This window comes from Flavobacterium melibiosi (genome assembly GCF_048158545.1).
In the GTDB taxonomy this organism is placed as follows: domain Bacteria; phylum Bacteroidota; class Bacteroidia; order Flavobacteriales; family Flavobacteriaceae; genus Flavobacterium; species Flavobacterium melibiosi.
Genome location: NZ_JBLNKU010000001.1, coordinates 451,271 through 468,999 on the forward strand (window position 1 = coordinate 451,271; position 17,729 = coordinate 468,999).

Genomic DNA, 17,729 nt, shown 5'->3' on the forward strand with positions numbered 1-17,729 from the left:
TTTTTGTTACAAGAAATAAATAGGAATAAACCCAATACTAAGAGCGCATTATTTTTTGTAATTACTAAAGATAAATTCTTCTGGATTGTTGTCCAGAAGAATTTATTTGTTAAATTAATTGTCATCATCATTCTGCTCTTCTAAAGGTTTAAATTCCCATGAATCATCAAAATAAGATGTTCCGGTTCTTCCCAGCATTATAAATCCTCGTTGATTAATAGAAAAACCTGTTGCATCTGTTCTTGCTGATCCTTCAAGTGGCGTTCTTTCTAACCAAATATCAGTTGCTGGATTGTATTCCCAAATCGATTTTGAACTTTCACCGCAAGCGATATATCCTAATCCATTCATGGAAAAACCAGACGCATTAGAACGTACAATCACATAGTCATCATTGTAATCATAATCGTCTTCGGTGTCTTGATCAATGTCGCGTTTTCTGGTCCATACATCGGTTGCCGGATCAAACATCCAAAAATCAGCTTGGTAAACTCCGCTATTTACTCCTGTTCCAAAATAGGCTTTATCATCAATTATAAAAACAGTTGCATTTCTTCTCTTGTTTCCACTAAATCCGTTTGCCAATGACCAAGAATCTGTAGTTGGGTCGTATTGATAAAAATCTTTCAGATAATTTCCGTCATAACCAGTTCCAAAATACGCTTTACCGCCCACTTGAAATCCTACTGCTGAATAGCGCGCTGTTCCTGCAAAATCAGCTTTTTGCGTCCAAGTATTGCTGGTAGGATCGTATTGATAGAAATCTTTTAATTTATTAGTCCCATCATAACCCAGACCTACATAGCCTTTTTCGTTTAATTCAAATCCAGAAGCAGAACTTCTTGCCGTTCCAATAAAATCAGCTTTTTGTTCCCAATAATCGCCTGTAGAATTATAAGCCCAAAGATCTTTTAGATATTCATCTCCTGTGTATCCAGTAGTTACAAAGGCGTAAGTGCCAATTACAAAACTCGTAGCACTTGATCTCGCAGGTCCGTCAAAGGAGGATTTTTTGATCCAGTTTCCAATTAAATCTTCGGAATCATCATCATTACTGCAGCCTGTAAATACCAAACTTGCAAAGAGTGTAGTGAACAATATTCCTTTTTTAAAACTATTCATAATTTAGGTGTATTTATTAATGTTTGTATTTTATTCCAAGGTTAAAAATATAGCCGTTAGTGCTCTTAAAGTCAAATTTTGAATCTCCACTATTGTTTGTCAGATTGTATTTTTTATTAAATTCATAGCCTCCTTTTAAACTCACAAACCAGTTTGAATCCATGTTTCTTTCATATTCTAATGCCGAAGTCATTTGAGAAAAACTCACTTTTGTAGCTGCATCCAGGTTATTAATAATTTTCGGGGAATCTAGATTGTAAAAATTTCCATTGAAACTATTTGTAAAACTGAAACTATTTCGAGCGCTATTTGAATAAGAAATAGTTGAGTTTGGAAAGCCAGCTTCAACAAATGCGTTACGGTTTATTTGATGATAAAAAGAAAATGTTGGCAGTATTTCCGGTTTGCCAAAAAGTGTCATCCTTTTTACACCAATGCTGATTGTGTTTGATCTATTAAAAGAATGATGCATTTCTAATCCACCTAAAAGCGATATATCAGAAATTCCGAGATTACTCTCGAAATTAACCGTTGGATTAATTTCTAAATTCAGTTTTGTTTTTCCAGTAAGTTGATGAGAGAATTCAAAATCATTTTCGAAACCAGTAAACTGATTAAGATTATTTTGTAAGTCATAATCTTCTAATGAATAATTGATTCCGGTATTTTTGTACTTGATGGTGTTTGTTATTTTGTTTTTCGAATTAATATTCCCAAAAAAGGTCACCCCGATTCCAGTTTCATTTATTGTGATTTTCTCCGTTGGTTGTGTTTTTATATTCAACTCTAAGGAATATCCGCTTTGGGCCGATGCATTAAGAATTGGAATCATAAATAACAGATTTGCTAAAGTCTTTATTCTCATTATTTTTTTATTGATTCAAAAGTAGCTACGTTATCCAATTAAAAAAAAGAAGATATATATACCGCCCAATTTCATAGACAAACAAGGCATTTGTAAGGTCGAATGAATAATTAGAACCTGTATCTCAATTGTAGATTAGAATTGGCTTTTTATAGATAGAAAGCTTCGAACGGTATATGTTATTATGCGGCATAAAGTGGTCTCTTATATATTTGTTCAAAAAACATTTATGTATAAGGTATTGTTGTTGCTGTTTTTTGGACTTATAATAACCTCGTGTAACTCTGACGTTGATGAAGGAGAATTTGTTGTTGGTTCAGATTATCTATCGCTTAATAATAAAGTAATTTTGATTGATACTTTAACCGTTGATGTTACTACAATTAATTTTGATTCGTTAGTGACATCCGGTCAAAGTAGGATTTTGGTTGGAAATTATGACGACCCTATTCTAGGAAAAGTAAAATCAGAAAGTTATTTTCAACTCTCAGCCACAACTTACAATCTGTATAATGAAAGTTCTGATACTGATGCTCCAAATTATGTATTCGATTCCATTAAAATGGTTTTAAAAGAAGATACGTATTTCTACGGTGATACAACAAAAGTGCAATCTCTGAGTATTCATAAATTGACACAAAAGGTTAAGCCGAACGTAGATGATGACAGCTTTTATAATAATTCCAACTTAAGTTATGATACTGAAAGTCTGGGTAGTATTTCATTTAAACCAAAACCAAATAGCAAAGATTCAGTAGTTGTTAAATTGAATAACGAATTTGGAAATGCCCTTTTTATAAAATTGAAAAAACTGGAAATATCAAATTTTGATGAGTTTACAGAATATCTCAAAGGATTTGTTATCAAGTCAGCATCTGCTAATTCTTCCAGTATTATAGGATTCAATATGTCTAGCGCACTTCGGTTGTATTATTCAAAATACCAAGGCGATTCAGAGACCTCATTCATCAAAGACTTCTCTATTCTGGATGTCTCAAAGCAATTTAATAACATCACTTTGGATAGAACCGGAACACAAATTCAGGATTTGCCTATTTCATCCAGTAAGTTGTCCAGTTTGCAAACAGGTAATAGGGCCTTTATTCAATCAGGGACAGGAATTGCATGTCGAATAGATTTTCCTAACATAAAACAATTGAAATATCTCTCTGAGAAAGGTGCAATTGTAGATGCAGAATTAATCGTAAAACCAGTAAATAATACCTATTCGGCTGCATATCCTTTGGTGGATTCATTACGGGTTTTTGTTGGAGATAAATTAAATAGAATTAAAGGAACACTTAATACTATAGCTGGGAAGCCAATTTATGCAGTGTTGAATGCTACAAGTGATGAATTTAATGAGAATATTGGGTATAAAATTTCGATTGGTGCTTTTTTACAAGCTGAAATGCTAAAGGAATCGGATTCTAAATCTTCATTAATTCTCACATTGCCCAGTATTTCAAAAGCGGTTGACAGATTGGTTTTAGGGGATCAGAAAAATGCCAACAATAAAATTCAATTGAAAATTTATTATATTTCTTATTAAATGAAAAATAAAATACCATTCGTAGGTTTGTTTCTTTTTATAACAACAGTTTCGTTTTCACAAAGTATTTCCAGTTCCCCATATTCACTTTACGGTTTAGGAAGCTTGTATAATTCAGATTTTGGTTCGATTCCATCTATAGGATCTTCAGGAATTGCTTTACCTTCGAACCGATTTATCAATAATCTCAATCCTGCATCTTTGGGATTTATGTATCAAAATCATTTTCTGTTTGATGTAGGAGGTAAATCTATTTTAACGAGTTATAAAAATAATTCAAAAAAAGAAAATCGGAATAACGTTCAGTTTTCACATATTGCTTTTGCTTTTCCGGTGACACAAAAATCAGCTTTTAGTGTAGCGCTAAAACCTTATTCGAGTTCCACATTCAAAATCTCTAATTTATCATTACCAATTCAGGATAGTCAGGAAAACTACACTTTGAACGCTACGGGAACTGGTGGATTAAATGATTTTGATATTTCCTATGGGTATAGAATTGGTAAAAAACTAGCATTGGGAATTTCTACCTCTTTTCTTTTTGGAAATACTACAGATGAAAGAGATTATACTATTTCTAATTCTGTAACCAGTATTTATAAAAAAACTAATTACAATGGAGTCAGGGCATCTCTAGGAGGTCAGTTCAAAGTCGATTCTACGTTTACTTTGGGAATGAATTTAAAATCGCCAACAAGAATAAATGCCACCAAAGTGCAATCCGTAGCTTCTGCCAATAATTCAGGATTTACGACTATTGAGTCAGAACTGGAATCGGATACCGATGATTATTATATGCCATTGGAAATAGGATTGGGTTTAAGTAAAGTTTTTAAAAACAACTTAAATCTGAGACTTGACTATGGTAAAGGGTTGTGGAACAATACAAATCAATCTGATTTGTATGGCAATTTTGTAAGCCAGGATAAATTTGCACTGGGATTTTCTTATAGTAAGTCAAAAAATATAAGAAATTATTCGGATAGGATTCAATATTCAACGGGATTGAATTATGATACAGGTTATCTGGAGGTTGATAATAAAAGAATTAATTCTATGTCATTTTCGCTGGGGGTTTCACTTCCTATCGAAAACACTTTTTCAGCGTTGAATATTACTTATTCCTATGGGCAAAAAGGGAGAATCAGTGATGGCCTTATCAAAGAAAATTACCATAAATTGTCACTTAATTTATGTTTAGATGGTATTTGGTTTGTTAAAAGAAAATTTGAGTAGTTTAAAAGTCAATTTCTTCAACAGTATATTTATTTTCTAAAATCGTAGTTAAGACTTTTGAATTGCTATTGGTATAGAAAATCGGCTCGCTTTTTTCGGCTGATGAAAAACCTATTTTTTCTCTTAATATTTTTTGAGTTTGTTTAGCGACAGCTTCACCGGAATCTATAATTTGAATGTGCTCCGGAAGAATTTTTTTGATTTGAGGAATCAGATAAGGATAGTGGCTGCAACCTAATACTAAATAATCAATGTTAGCTTCAATCATAGGAGTGAGATAGGAGTGAAGTAGTTTTGTCATTTCCGGCGAATTGATGTCGCCATTTTCAATCAGTTGTACTAATCCATGACCTACTTGCTCAATTATTTTGGTGTCTTGATACATTTCAGTAGTCTTATTAAAAAGCTCACTGTTTAATGTGCCTTGTGTAGCAAGTATTCCTATGATTTGCGTCTTAGAATGAGTCGCGGCAGGTTTTATGGCTGGTTCAATACCTATGAAAGGGACATCATATTTTTCTCGTAATTCTCGAATGGCATTTGTAGTCGCGGTATTACAAGCTACTACAATCAACTTACAGTTCATTTTTAGCAGAAAATCAGTATTTTTAATGCTTAAAGCAACAATATCTTCTTTCGATTTTTGTCCATAAGGGGCATTTTTACTATCTGCCAGATATATGGTTTTTTCATTAGGCAGTAATTGATGGATTGCTTTCCAAATCGAAGTGCCTCCAATTCCCGAGTCAAAAATTCCTATTGGTTGATTGTTATCCATAGAAACAAAGTTAAGTGCTACCATTTAAATATCCTAAAATTTATTTTAACAAAAAAAACTGCTCATCCCATATTTTGGGTGAGCAGTTTTTAAACTATTAGAGCGGTTTTTTAGAAACCTAAATCTTTTTTTACATCAGCAGTCAGGTTTGGACCATCAGCAAGTAAAAGTGTAGAACCATCTAACACATATTGAAACCCTTTTGCTTTACCAACTTTTTGGATAGAAGTTCTTACTTTTTCCATTAAAGGTTTTACAATGTCAGATTCTTTTTGTTGTAATTCTTTTTGAGCATTGTCTCTAAAATCAACAATTCTTTTTTGCATATCTTGAACTTCTTTAGAACGTTCTCCATTTACAGCTTCAGTTACTGTTGCAGATTCTGCTTCGTATTTTTTTAATTTTGCTTGGTATTCTTCAACCATTTTTTTGTAATCAGCATCATAAGTCCCACTCAATTTCTCCAATTGTTTTTGAGCGTCTAACATTGCTGGCATTTTTGACATGATTTCACTTACATCAACATGAGCTGTTTTTGCTTGTGCATTAATAGTTTGGTTTACACCAAAGAAAAGTATTCCAGCAATTAGTAAAGTTTTGATTTGTTTCATCGTTTTTAAAATATTTAGTATTAATTTTTGTTTGTATTTTCTTTTAATTTTTCAGCTGCCGCTTTTTTAGTAGCTTCTCTTTCTTCCAGTATTTTTTTTCTTTTTTCTTCTAAAGCTTTTTTACGGTCTTCAAGTACTTTTTTACGATCTTCTAAAATTTTTGTTTTTAGCTCCTCTTGTTTTAGTTTAGTATCTTCTACTGCTGTTGTTGAAGGTACTCCAGTCGAATCATTGACTGTCGTTTTAATTTTTAAATCTCCTGTTTTAGCAGAGGCAGAAATCGTGCCATTTTTTTTGGCTTCTCTTTCCTCGAGTATTTGTTTTCTTTTTTCTTCAGCTACTTTTTTGCGATCTTCAATCAGTTTCTTACGATCTTCCAGTGTTTTTGCTCTAAGTTCCGCTTGTTTTTGTTTTGCTTCGGCAGCAGTTATTTTAGAAGCTTCAATTTCTTGGGCTTTATCAGTTGTTGTCGTTTTTTTACTATCGGTTACAATTCCAGTCTTTTTCGCTTCTCTCTCAGATAGAAGTTGTTGTCTTCTTTCTTCAAATTCTTTTTTCTTTTCTTCTTGAAGTAATTTCCGGTCAGCTATAATTTTATCCCTAGCTGCTTTTTTCTCATCCAATATTTTTTGTCTGTCAGCCAAAACCGGATTTTCATCCAATGCGTCCTCTTTATTTTCTTTTGCTTCCTCTTCTTTAAGTTGTTTTTTACTTAATTGTTCTCTCTTTTCAGTTCGATTCAATACACGTAAAACCTGATCGCTAATGTCAAATCTTTTTGCTGCAAAAAGCATTGTCAAATCAGATGATTTATCAAAAATGAAATCATATTTTTTTGCTTCTGCAATATCTTGTATAGCGGTAAAAACCTGATCTTGTATCGGCTTTGCCAGTACTGATTTTTGTTGAATCAAATCGCCATTAGCCCCGAATCGTTTCTGTTGGTAATCCAAATTTTCATTTTCAAGGAACTTAATTTCTGTTTCTCTTTCATCAATAAGTTCTTTTGTCAACAAAGCTTGTTCCGCTTTTAAGGCATTTTTCAGCTTATCAATTTCGTTTTTTTTAACTTCGACCTCTTGCTTCCATTTTTGAGCTTTTTGCTCTAATTGATTTTTGGCTTCCGTATAATCTTGTACATTCTGAAGAATATACTCCATGTCGATATAACCAACTTTGGTTCCTCTGGTTTGAGCTACAATTGTATTTGCAGCTATCAGGGCTAAAAATAGAAATAAAAATTGTTTTCTCATAACTTCAAGGTATTAGAAAAATTTTTAACTAATTTTTTTAAAATTGTTGTCCAATGATAAAATGGGTTTCCCATCCATTTGCTTTTGTTGTTCCTGGTAAAGCATCAAATCCATATCCAAAATCAATTCCCAATAATCCAAATGCCGGCATAAATACTCGTAGACCAGCTCCTGCGGAACGACTTAATGCAAAAGGGTTATAGCTCTTGAAATTAGCATAAGACGAACCTGCTTCTAAAAATGTTAATGCATAAATAGATGCCGATGATTTTAATGTTATTGGATAACGCATTTCTAATGAAAATTTATTGTAAACCGTTGCCCCAATTTGCTCACCAGCACTGTTTACCGGAGTCAATGAGTTGTTTGGATATCCTCTCAGCTGAATGGTTTCTCTACCATCCATCGAATAATTGGCTAATCCATCACCACCTACATAGAATCTTTCAAATGGTACAGCACCTCTTTCTTGGTTGTATGCTCCAAGGAATCCAAATTCAGTTAATGTTCGGAGTACTAATTTACCATAAATTTTTGTGTACCAGTCTGCTTTGAACTTAATTTTATAATATTCTAACCAATTAAATTTCTTTTGATCCACTTTTGCAGGGTCAGCAGCAGCATCTTGGTAATTGGAAACTTTATTTGGAGTAAGGTTCGTTGTGCTAGGAATAGCCTCAACATAATCTCCATCATTTACTTGTATTCCGTTTGAACCTGTGTAAGTTGTACCTGTGTACTTGTATTTGTATTCTTGTTGATCACCTAATGTTGCATAATCAACGCCGTTTATCAATGAATAGGGAGGCGTCAGTTTAGCTGAAATACTAAATTCTGAACCATACGTTGGAAAAATTGGATTCACCCCTTTATTACTTCGTGTTAATCCTACGGTATAGGCTAAGTTTCTTGACGTTCCATTTCCAAATGTAAATAATCCTGTGTTGTAGTTTTGCAAATCATAATGTTGGTAGCTTATTGATTGTGATAAAACGAAGAAATCGTCCGGCACAGTTAATCTCTTAGCTAGACCAACAGACAAAGTCATAATATTAAAACTTTTAGTTTTATCAACTCTTTGTGTAATGTAATTATTTAAAAACTGTTTACTGTACGATAGCGATGTGCTAAATTGAACTGGTTTTTTTCCTCCAAACCAAGGTTCTGAGAATGACATACTATACGTTTGAAAGTAAGTACTTCCTTGTAATCGTAAGGAAACTTTTTGACCATCACCCATTGGTAAAGGTTTGTATGACTCTTTATTGAAAATGTTTCTCGCTGAAAAATTGTTAAATGATAATCCTAAAGTACCTATAAAACCACCACCGCCATAACCACCTTGTAGTTCTATTTGACTTGATCCTTTTTCAACCAGGTTGTATTCTATATCAACAGTTCCGGCTCCAGAATCTACATTTTTGAATTTTGGATCAATTGTTTCAGGATCAAAAAATCCTAATTGTCCTATCTCACGAATGGTTCTCACTAGTTCTTCTTTGCTGTATTTTTCTCCTGGTTTAGTTCTTAATTCTCTATAGATAACGCGGTCATTTGTTTTGTCATTTCCTACAACCGTAATCTTATTGAAATAAGCCAAAGGTCCTTCAGTAACTCTTATCTCAAAATCGATAGTGTCGTTTGCCGTTTTTACCTCTACGGCATTTATATTAGAAAATAAATACCCATTATTTTGATATAAATTGGTAATATCCTCACCGTCCGGTTTAGATTTGTCTGCGATTCTTTTCTCTAGAAGTACACCATTGTATGTTTCTCCTTTTTTAACACTTAATATTCTGCTCAACAATTGATCTGAATAAACAGTATTTCCTAAAAATTTAATATTTCCAAAGTAGTATTTATTTCCCTCTTCTACATTTATTTTAATAGATAATGCTTTTTTGTTTTTATCAAAAGAAACAGAATCCGAAAGTATTCTCGCATCTCGATATCCTTTTTCTTTATAGGCAGCGATTACTTTTTCTAAGTCGGTTTTATATTTTGCCTGTATAAATTTAGACGCTTTTAAGACTCGAATTGGATTTTTCTGTTTTGTATCTTTCATTGCTTTACGCAAAACCTTATCAGATAATTTGGTATTCCCAACAAAATCAATCTCTTGAATTTTTACTTTTTCACCTTTATCAATATTTACAAGCATATTTACTTGATTTACTGTTGCAGTGTCTTTAGTGGTGTTTATGGTTACTTTAGTATTGTAATAACCGTCTTTTTTGTATTTATTTTCAATGTAGTTTTTAGTGGTAGTAATTAAATTTTCGTTTACAATTTTATTTTTAGTAAGACTGTTATCTTTAATTAAAGCTTCAGTTTTGTTTTTCTTAATACCAACAAATTTGACCTCATTTAACTTAGGTAATTCGGCTATGTTTAAGTCAAGATAAATACTGTCGTTTTGGACTCTGTTAACGTAAAATGAAATTTCATCAAAAAGTCCTAATTTCCCAAGTTTTTTAATAGCACTGCTTATTTCTTCACCCGGAATGGTTATTTCCTGTCCTTTTTGAAGTCCTGCAAAAGTTACGACGGTCTGAGAATTGAAACTTATTTTTCCAATAACGGCAACATCGGCTAGAATGTATTTTTTTCCTTGGTCAAAAGGAACTCTATCTTGAGCTTTAATTTGAGTAAAACTACCAAATATCAAAATTGTAAGGACTGTTTTTATGCTTTTATGTAACACTAAAAAATTATTTAATTTGTTCACTTGTTTTTCCAAATCTACGTTCTCTTTTTTGATAACTAATAATAGCCTCATATAAATCTTGTTCTTTAAAGTCTGGCCACAGGATGTCGGTAAAATATAATTCTGCATAGGCAATTTGCCACAATAAAAAATTACTTATTCTATGTTCTCCACTGGTTCGTATTAATAAATCTACATCAGGTAAATTTTGCGTGTAAAGATGCTCATTTATAATTGAATCGTCAATAGTGTCTATTGAAATTATATTATTTTTAACTTTACTACAAATGTTTTTAACTGCATTGACTAATTCTTCCCTAGAACCATAGCTTAATGCCAGTGTCAGGGTCATTTTAGTGTTGTCCTTTGTTTTATTTATTACGTCAAGAAGTTCCTTTTGCGCAGATTTTGGTAATTTTTCCAGATTACCAATGGCATTCAGTTTGATGTTGTTTTTTTGTAGTGTTATCAGTTCTTTTTTTAATGAATTGATTAACACTCTCATTAAAGTTTCTACTTCCAGTTTTGGTCTATTCCAATTTTCGGTAGAGAAGGCATAAAGCGTAAGATACTCTATTCCTAATTTGGCACTGGCTTCAATTATTTTTTTAACTGATTTGGTTCCGCTTTCATGCCCTAAAGCTCTTAAAAGTCCTTTTTGTTTCGCCCAACGGCCGTTGCCATCCATTATAATGGCTAAATGTTTGGGTAAATTTGTTTCGTCTATTGTAGGTAGTAAATCCATTTCTTTATTCTGCACAGTAACAAGGTTTGTTTCCAAAGGTATAAGTAAGGGTTAATCCCGAAAAAACATACCAATCATTATTATTTAAATTTCCAAATCGTAACATTTCTAAATTTTCATTTTTCGGATTACTCCCGTCCAGGTTATCTGTAAGGGTATATCGAGCTCCAACTTCAACAGCCAAGATAAAATTAGGTGTAATGTTTGATTTTATTCCTAAATTAATTGGGATTGCAAAAGAGCCGGAACCTTTGTCTTTTCTTGTCTCGCCTGATAAAACATATAACTCGTCATATCTAAAATAGTTTATTCCGGAATATACATAAGGAGAGATTTTATTCCTCATTTCATGAAGATTAAAATCGAAAAAATTGAATTCAAGGCCTAAAGATACTTCTTTTATACTATTTTCAAAACGATATCCTCTTTGGTTTCTACCACCTTCTTCAGAATCCAAATCGTTAGAAACAATTTTTGATTGTGTATACGAAAAACGATAGGCATGTCTTGGGCTTTTATTCCATTTATAAAGCAATCCCAAAGCAGGTTCGTTTGGAGAAATATAGGTTGTGGGTCCAACATCTCCAATATAGTTACTGCCTCCTATAAAAATACCAACTTCATGAATTTGTGCATGAATTGCTAAAAATGGGAATAGGCATAAAATAAAAATAAAAATTTTGTTCATTTAGTTAAAATTGCGTGCAAATATAATAATTATCAATACGATTCAATACCCATAGTGTTAATTGTCCTTTATTTCGAATAATTAACAGTAGGCGTTAGATAAATCCAAACGTGAAAAATAGATAGAATCGTATAGCGTTTAATTAAAATGGATTAATTCCTTCTGTCTTCTCCCCAAAGTAGTTTGGTACGCAATGTTTTTAGAAAGGTTTCTTCTGGGATTTCCACCATGTTTATTTGAAAAGGAGTTTTCTTAATGGTTAGGATTGATTCGTTTTTTACAGATGCAATTCTGGAATCTAAGGATACTAAATATTGATTTTCTCTACCTGAAACTTTTAGTCTTATTTCTGTTTCATCAGGAACTACAAGCGGTCTGGCATTTAAGTTGTGCGGTGCAATAGGAGTTATTACTAGGCTTTTTACATCTGGGGTTAAAATAGGACCTCCGCAACTTAAATTATATCCTGTCGATCCTGTAGGAGTGGCAATAATTAAGCCGTCTGCCCAATAGGAATTTAAAAACTCATCATTCAAGTACGTTTCTACGGTAATCATCGAGGTGGAATCTTTTCGGCTAACTGAAATTTCATTCATAGCAAAATTGATGTCTAATAGAGATTCGTTTTCGGGAGTGCAGGACAAACTTAATAATGTTCTTTTTGAAATCGTATATTTTTTATCAATGACAAACTGCATAAATGCAGCAATATTCTCTTTTTGAACTGTAGCCAAAAAGCCTAATCTACCTGCATTTATTCCTAGTATTGGAACGCCAGAATTCCGGACTAATGTAACAGCTCTTAAAATAGTTCCGTCACCACCGATGCTTATAAGCATATCAAAAGTTTTGTCTAATTCTGTATGTGATGAAAAAGTGTTGTATTCTTTTTGTATTATTTTCTTTTCATAAAGCATTTTAAGAAATTCTGCTTCAATAACCATTTCAACATTGTTTTTATTAAAAAAAACAAAAATATCTTTTATGATTGGTTCTGTGCTTACAAGATAGTATTGTCCGTATATAGCTACTTTCATCTGTTGTTTAATCTTTAATTTAGTTAAATCTGTTAATTTGTTGAAGTAAATAAACAAATTAACGAGTAAACTATATATTAAGGTATTTGTCTAAATAATCAGAACGTTCCTTTAAATTGTTAATGTAATTGTCTTCTTGATGCTCGGATATAATTTCATAATTATACCTTCTGAACGTTTGTATTATTTCATTCATGGCTCCTAAACTTATTTTCATGGTTACCTGAACACTGTCAACATCAGCTTCAGAGATGAATAAGCCCAAAAGCTTTCCGTTATTGCTTTCTACAATTTGAGTAATCTGACTCATGGAATAATCCAAAATCGGTTTTTTGACAACAATGATTCCGCCCGGTTCTTTTAAAAATGGCGTCTCGTGAAAAAATTTCATGATATCCTCTATTTCATAATAGCCAACATATTTATTGTTTTCATCTAATACAGGAACTAAATTGGTGTGATTTTTTGCAAAAATTTCTAAAACATCCAGCCAAATTGTATTTGTTCGTGTATAAAATCCTTCAAGTGTGTATCTATAATCAATTACTTTTTTATTGCTATCAAATGTTTCTAAATCATCGGATGCAATAGTACCAATATAAATTCCCTCTTCGACTACCGGAAAGTGTGAAAAGTGTAATTCATTGAAAAAGTCTTGAACAACCGCAATAGTTTCTTGGCTGTCAATCGCTTTAAAATCATTGGTAATATAGTTTGTAATTTCTGTCATAAATCAGTCGGAAATATTTCATGCAAAATAATCAAAAATAAGCAAAAACTCCTACCTTTTACTTTGTATTTTTGCGTCAATAAATACTATTTATATAATCAAAAAGTGTTCCAATGACAAAGTTAAGTGTAAACATCAATAAAATAGCTACTTTACGAAATGCCCGAGGTGGAAATGTTCCTGATTTATTAAAAGTCGCAACCGATATCCAAAAGTTTGGAGCGGAAGGTATCACGATTCATCCCCGTCCGGATGAGCGTCACATCAGGTATCAAGATGCCCGAGATTTGAAATCCATAGTTTATACCGAATATAATATTGAAGGAAATCCAGAGAAAACCTTCATTGATCTCGTTCTGGAAATAAAACCTACCCAAGTCACTTTGGTTCCTGATGCTATCGATGCCATAACTTCCAATGCAGGTTGGGATACCATAAAACACGCTGTGTATTTAACTGAAATCGTTCAGGAATTTCAGAGAAATGGGATAAGAACCTCCATTTTTGTGGATCCTGTTCTTGAAATGATTGAAGGCGCGAAAAAAATTGGAACCGAAAGAATCGAATTATATACCGAAGCCTTCGCACATGAATACAGTTTGGGTAACGAAAGAGGAATACAACCCTATATGGAATCAGCAATTTTAGCCAATCAAATAGGTTTGGGAATCAACGCAGGTCATGATTTGAGTTTGGATAACATTCAGTTTTTCAAAGAAAATATTCCCGGATTACTCGAAGTTTCTATCGGTCATGCTTTAATTTCCGAAGCCATTTATCTGGGATTGGATAATGTGATTAATATGTATTTGCAAAAATTAAAATAAAATAATTTGGGCGTGTCCCGCAGAAAAAGTGGGTCGGGCTATACGTTACAAGTCCTCACAAAACTCCATTTCATTCCGTTTTGTTCCGGGCTTTTCACTGCTATCTCTCACGCGCTCCACAAACCTCATACTATGTTGTACTCAAAAATAGAAGGCTCTGGCCCACCGCTTTTAATTATCCACGGATTTCTGGGAATGTCTGACAATTGGAAAACGCTTGGAATACAATTTGCTTCCGATTTTCAGGTTCATATTCTCGATTTACGCAACCACGGCCGAAGCTTACATTCCGAAGAATTCAGTTATGAAATCATGGTTCAGGATGTTTACGAGTATTGCCAAGCTCATAATTTAGAAAATGTCAACATCATTGGACATTCCATGGGCGGGAAAGTAGCCATGCTTTTGGCAACGATACATCCGGAATTAGTAAGTAAATTAATTGTGGCTGATATTGGACCAAAATTTTATCCGCAACACCATCAGGATATTCTGGCGGGATTGAATGCGGTAGATTTTTCAAAAAAGCCAAGCCGAAACGAAGTCGAAGAAATCATGGAAAAATACATACCTGATTTTGGAACCAGACAATTCTTAATGAAAAATTTGTATTGGCAAGAGCCGGGACAACTCGCTTTCCGATTTAATTTGGCAGTTTTCAATACAAAAATGGATGAAATAGGAATTCCGTTACCCGAGAATTCCATTTTTGAAAAGCCAACTTTATTCATTCGCGGTGGAAATTCCAGGTATATTTTGGACAGCGATTTCGAAAACATAAAACAGCATTTTCCTGATTCAACTATCGAAACGATTCCTAATGTAGGGCATTGGCTTCATGCCGAAAACCCGGCTGAATTTTATCAAAAAGTGACTTCTTTCTTGAAACAAACGTAATAATTTTAAATTTTCACTACATTTATTAAAATTTTAAAATAAAAATTCATGAATTTACTGATCAAAATTCTTATCACTTCGGGCTTAGTATTGCTAATTGCGAACTTTATGCCGGGGGTTCATGTCGCAGGATTTACTACAGCATTAATCGTAGCAATTGTTCTAGGGTTGCTTAATATATTTATCAAGCCAATATTAGTAATACTTACATTGCCGGTTACGATTATTACTTTAGGATTGTTTTTATTGGTAATTAATGCACTGATGATTTTGTTATGTACAGAAATTGTTGGCGGATTCAGCGTAGACACGTTTTGGACTGCCTTATTTTTTAGTATTATCTTGTCATTATTACAGTCCATAATGAATGGAATATTAGGAGAAGGAAAATAAAGAATTGTTTTTAACACGTATTTGTGAATGAATTAATTTACAGTATTTGTTAATTTTATAACTTTGTGCTTCTATATAAGATAAACAATGTCTAAAAAGTTTTACATAGTGTTATTAGTTATGCTTGGTTTCTTTATGACACCAAGCGTGGCTTTTGCATGTGGAACAAAAATGGAGAAGTCATGTTGCAAAAAAGAGTCTTCTTCAAAAAAGGATAAAAAAGAATGCTGTAAAAAAGAACAGTCTTCAAAAGAGAAATCTCATGAAGGTTGTAATGGCGCTTGTAAAAATGTTACTTGCAGCAGTTCAACCGTTTATTTAGGGATGACTTCGTTGTTTTACACGGAATTGAATAATCAACTCTTCAGTTTTTCTATTGAAAAACAAAATTATTATTACTCAGAAATCTTCATTTCCTCAGATTTCCGTTCTATTTGGCTTCCACCTAAAATAAGCTAAATTCCTTCTGTGACAGCCAAAAGACTGTCTATTTCAAAGCATTTTATGCTTTTACAATCATTAAATTTTAGTCAATTACAATTTGAAATGTAGCGAAACAGACTATTGTTTTTAATGTTTTTTGCGACTAATTCACATCAAAATTATTCATACAATGAACTCAATAAAAAGAATATTGATGGCAATAACGCTATTGCTTTCAGTTACAATTGCAAGCGCGCAAATTAAAAATGCTACAACAGAAACGGTAAAAATATACGGAAACTGTGATATGTGTAAAAGCAAGATAGAAACTGCCGGAACCCTGAAAAAAGTAGCCAAAGTCGAGTGGAATAAAGACTCTAAAATGGCTACACTTACCTATGATTCCACAAAAACGAGTCAGGATGAAATATTGAAACGTATTGCTTTAGCCGGTTACGACAGCGATAAATTTCTTGCTCCGGATGATGTTTACGATACATTACACGGATGTTGTCAATATGAAAGAGAAGCTAAAGTAGCTGTTTCAACAGAAATGAAAATGGAAACCGTTGCTACAGAAAATCATGCAAACCACGCTAATCATGCTGATAATGCAGTTGCAAAACAACAAGTTGATACTAAATTAAAAGTTGTTTTTGATACCTATTTCCTTTTGAAAGATGCTTTGGTAAAAACAGACGGAAAAGTTGCTGCAACAATAGCAAAAGATTTGTTAGTTTCATTGAACGCTGTTAAAATGGACGAACTGGCTATGGATGTTCACATGGTTTGGATGGAAGAAATGAAAGGTTTAATGGCTGGTGCCAAAAACATTTCGGAGACAGAAGACATCAAACGTCAAAGAGAATTTTTTATCCCTTTTTCAAAATCGATGTACGAATTGGTAAAAGTGGCAAAATACGAAACTCCGGTTTATCTTCAGTTTTGTCCTATGGCAAATGACGGTAAAGGTGCAAACTGGTTGAGCAAAGAGGATACGATTAAAAACCCTTATTATGGTTCTCAAATGTTGAGTTGTGGTAAAACGGTCGAAACGATTAAGTAATTTGCAGGATTGAACTATAGCAGTGACTTTAAAATAAAACTAAAAATCAGTAAACATAAAATATGAAAAATATAATCCTATCCTCGATTGCATGCGCATTCCTATTTACAGCTTGTAACCAAAAAAATAAAGAAACAGAAGCTGGTAAACCAGTTGCAACCAAAACGACTTCGGAATTGTATTCGTGTCCGATGCATCCTGAAATTACCGGTGAAAAAGGAGCTGAATGTCCTGAATGTGGTATGGAGCTAACAGAAAAAGTGGTGCAAATGCCAAAAACAGAAAAAAATGATGCCAGTACGACTGATGTTAAAATGGAAAATACAGTTACAACCACTAAAAAAGTTGCCGCAACTTCGTTTACAATTAATGAAATTGTAAGCAGTTATTTAAAACTTAAAAATGCATTGGTGAAAGATGATTCTAAAGGCGCTGCCATTGCTGGAAAAGCTTTGTATGCTACGTTTGACAAAGTAAATTCTAATACTATTTCAAATGTAAAACTGAAAAATAAGTACAATGACATTGCTAAAAATGCTAAGGAACATGTGAAACATATAGGTGACAATGCCGGGAAAATGGATCATCAAAGAGAATATTTTGCGCTGTTGAGCAAAGATGTACATGATTTGATAAAAACCTTTGGAACAGATCAAAAATTATATCAGGATTATTGTCCAATGTATAATGAAGGAAAAGATGGGTATTGGATAAGCGAAACCAAAGACGTTAAAAATCCGTATTACGGTTCTGAGATGTTAAGTTGTGGCAGAATGGTTGAGGCAATTTAATAGCG

General features: G+C 33.0%; 18 protein-coding genes. 8 read left to right on the plus strand and 10 right to left on the minus strand.

Going from position 1 to position 17,729, the window contains the following annotated elements:
* Nucleotides 1-114 precede the first annotated feature (114 nt).
* Both ACM55F_RS01870 and ACM55F_RS01875 read right to left on the minus strand, forming a co-directional pair.
* A complete protein-coding gene (locus tag ACM55F_RS01870; RefSeq protein WP_416852006.1) occupies nt 115-1,122 on the minus strand; it encodes a Kelch repeat-containing protein in 1,008 nt (335 codons plus the stop codon).
* Between the two features lie 16 nt (nt 1,123-1,138).
* Nucleotides 1,139-1,954: a hypothetical protein gene (locus ACM55F_RS01875; RefSeq protein ID WP_416852007.1), complete on the minus strand. Its 816-nt coding sequence runs from the start codon at nt 1,952-1,954 to the stop codon at nt 1,139-1,141.
* 262 nt (nt 1,955-2,216) lie between these two features.
* Here ACM55F_RS01875 and ACM55F_RS01880 point away from each other — a divergent pair, with 262 nt between their 5' ends.
* Together ACM55F_RS01880 and ACM55F_RS01885 are read left to right on the plus strand one after the other, a co-directional pair.
* On the plus strand, nt 2,217-3,539 hold the full coding sequence (locus ACM55F_RS01880; RefSeq protein ID WP_416852008.1) for a DUF4270 family protein: 1,323 nt from the start codon (nt 2,217-2,219) through the stop codon (nt 3,537-3,539).
* Nucleotides 3,540-4,775, plus strand: coding sequence for an aromatic hydrocarbon degradation protein (locus ACM55F_RS01885; RefSeq protein WP_416852010.1), 1,236 nt, complete (start codon nt 3,540-3,542; stop codon nt 4,773-4,775). It abuts the gene before it with no gap.
* 1 nt (nt 4,776) lies between these two features.
* Here the strand turns inward: ACM55F_RS01885 and murI are convergent, their stop codons facing one another.
* From murI to ACM55F_RS01925, 8 genes are all read right to left on the minus strand, one after another.
* A complete protein-coding gene (gene murI, locus ACM55F_RS01890; RefSeq protein ID WP_416852012.1) occupies nt 4,777-5,553 on the minus strand; it encodes a glutamate racemase in 777 nt (258 codons plus the stop codon).
* 110 nt (nt 5,554-5,663) lie between these two features.
* Nucleotides 5,664-6,164 carry an OmpH/Skp family outer membrane protein gene (locus tag ACM55F_RS01895; RefSeq protein ID WP_416852014.1) on the minus strand — a complete coding sequence of 167 codons (501 nt, stop codon included), beginning with the start codon at nt 6,162-6,164 and terminating at the stop codon, nt 5,664-5,666.
* Nucleotides 6,165-6,184: 20 nt separating this feature from the next.
* The gene (locus ACM55F_RS01900) at nt 6,185-7,417 is read right to left on the minus strand and encodes an OmpH/Skp family outer membrane protein (protein ID WP_416852015.1); all 1,233 of its coding nucleotides are present in this window, start codon (nt 7,415-7,417) and stop codon (nt 6,185-6,187) included.
* A 37-nt stretch (nt 7,418-7,454) separates the two neighbouring features.
* On the minus strand, nt 7,455-10,199 hold the full coding sequence (gene bamA, locus ACM55F_RS01905; RefSeq protein WP_416852016.1) for an outer membrane protein assembly factor BamA: 2,745 nt from the start codon (nt 10,197-10,199) through the stop codon (nt 7,455-7,457).
* The gene (locus ACM55F_RS01910; RefSeq protein WP_416852044.1) at nt 10,132-10,872 is read right to left on the minus strand and encodes an isoprenyl transferase; all 741 of its coding nucleotides are present in this window, start codon (nt 10,870-10,872) and stop codon (nt 10,132-10,134) included. The genes bamA and ACM55F_RS01910 overlap by 68 nt, the downstream gene beginning before the upstream one ends.
* A gap of 4 nt (nt 10,873-10,876) precedes the next feature.
* The gene (porG, locus tag ACM55F_RS01915) at nt 10,877-11,560 is read right to left on the minus strand and encodes a type IX secretion system protein PorG (RefSeq protein WP_416852018.1); all 684 of its coding nucleotides are present in this window, start codon (nt 11,558-11,560) and stop codon (nt 10,877-10,879) included.
* A gap of 152 nt (nt 11,561-11,712) precedes the next feature.
* Nucleotides 11,713-12,597, minus strand: coding sequence for an NAD kinase (locus tag ACM55F_RS01920; protein ID WP_416852019.1), 885 nt, complete (start codon nt 12,595-12,597; stop codon nt 11,713-11,715).
* A 70-nt stretch (nt 12,598-12,667) separates the two neighbouring features.
* Nucleotides 12,668-13,327, minus strand: a complete 660-nt coding sequence (locus ACM55F_RS01925; RefSeq protein WP_416852020.1) for a CBS domain-containing protein — start codon at nt 13,325-13,327, stop codon at nt 12,668-12,670.
* 113 nt (nt 13,328-13,440) lie between these two features.
* Between ACM55F_RS01925 and ACM55F_RS01930 the strand changes: the two genes are divergently transcribed.
* From ACM55F_RS01930 to ACM55F_RS01955, 6 genes are all read left to right on the plus strand, one after another.
* Nucleotides 13,441-14,154, plus strand: coding sequence for a pyridoxine 5'-phosphate synthase (locus tag ACM55F_RS01930; protein WP_416852021.1), 714 nt, complete (start codon nt 13,441-13,443; stop codon nt 14,152-14,154).
* Nucleotides 14,155-14,286: 132 nt separating this feature from the next.
* On the plus strand, nt 14,287-15,051 hold the full coding sequence (locus ACM55F_RS01935; protein ID WP_416852022.1) for an alpha/beta fold hydrolase: 765 nt from the start codon (nt 14,287-14,289) through the stop codon (nt 15,049-15,051).
* A 48-nt stretch (nt 15,052-15,099) separates the two neighbouring features.
* Nucleotides 15,100-15,444 (plus strand): phage holin family protein, encoded by a 345-nt coding sequence (locus tag ACM55F_RS01940; protein WP_416852023.1) that lies wholly within the window; start codon nt 15,100-15,102, stop codon nt 15,442-15,444.
* A gap of 87 nt (nt 15,445-15,531) precedes the next feature.
* The gene (locus tag ACM55F_RS01945; RefSeq protein ID WP_416852024.1) at nt 15,532-15,903 is read left to right on the plus strand and encodes a hypothetical protein; all 372 of its coding nucleotides are present in this window, start codon (nt 15,532-15,534) and stop codon (nt 15,901-15,903) included.
* 154 nt (nt 15,904-16,057) lie between these two features.
* Nucleotides 16,058-16,933 carry a DUF3347 domain-containing protein gene (locus tag ACM55F_RS01950; RefSeq protein ID WP_416852025.1) on the plus strand — a complete coding sequence of 292 codons (876 nt, stop codon included), beginning with the start codon at nt 16,058-16,060 and terminating at the stop codon, nt 16,931-16,933.
* Nucleotides 16,934-16,995: 62 nt separating this feature from the next.
* The gene (locus tag ACM55F_RS01955) at nt 16,996-17,724 is read left to right on the plus strand and encodes a DUF3347 domain-containing protein (protein ID WP_416852026.1); all 729 of its coding nucleotides are present in this window, start codon (nt 16,996-16,998) and stop codon (nt 17,722-17,724) included.
* The last annotated feature ends 5 nt before the right edge of the window (nt 17,725-17,729 follow it).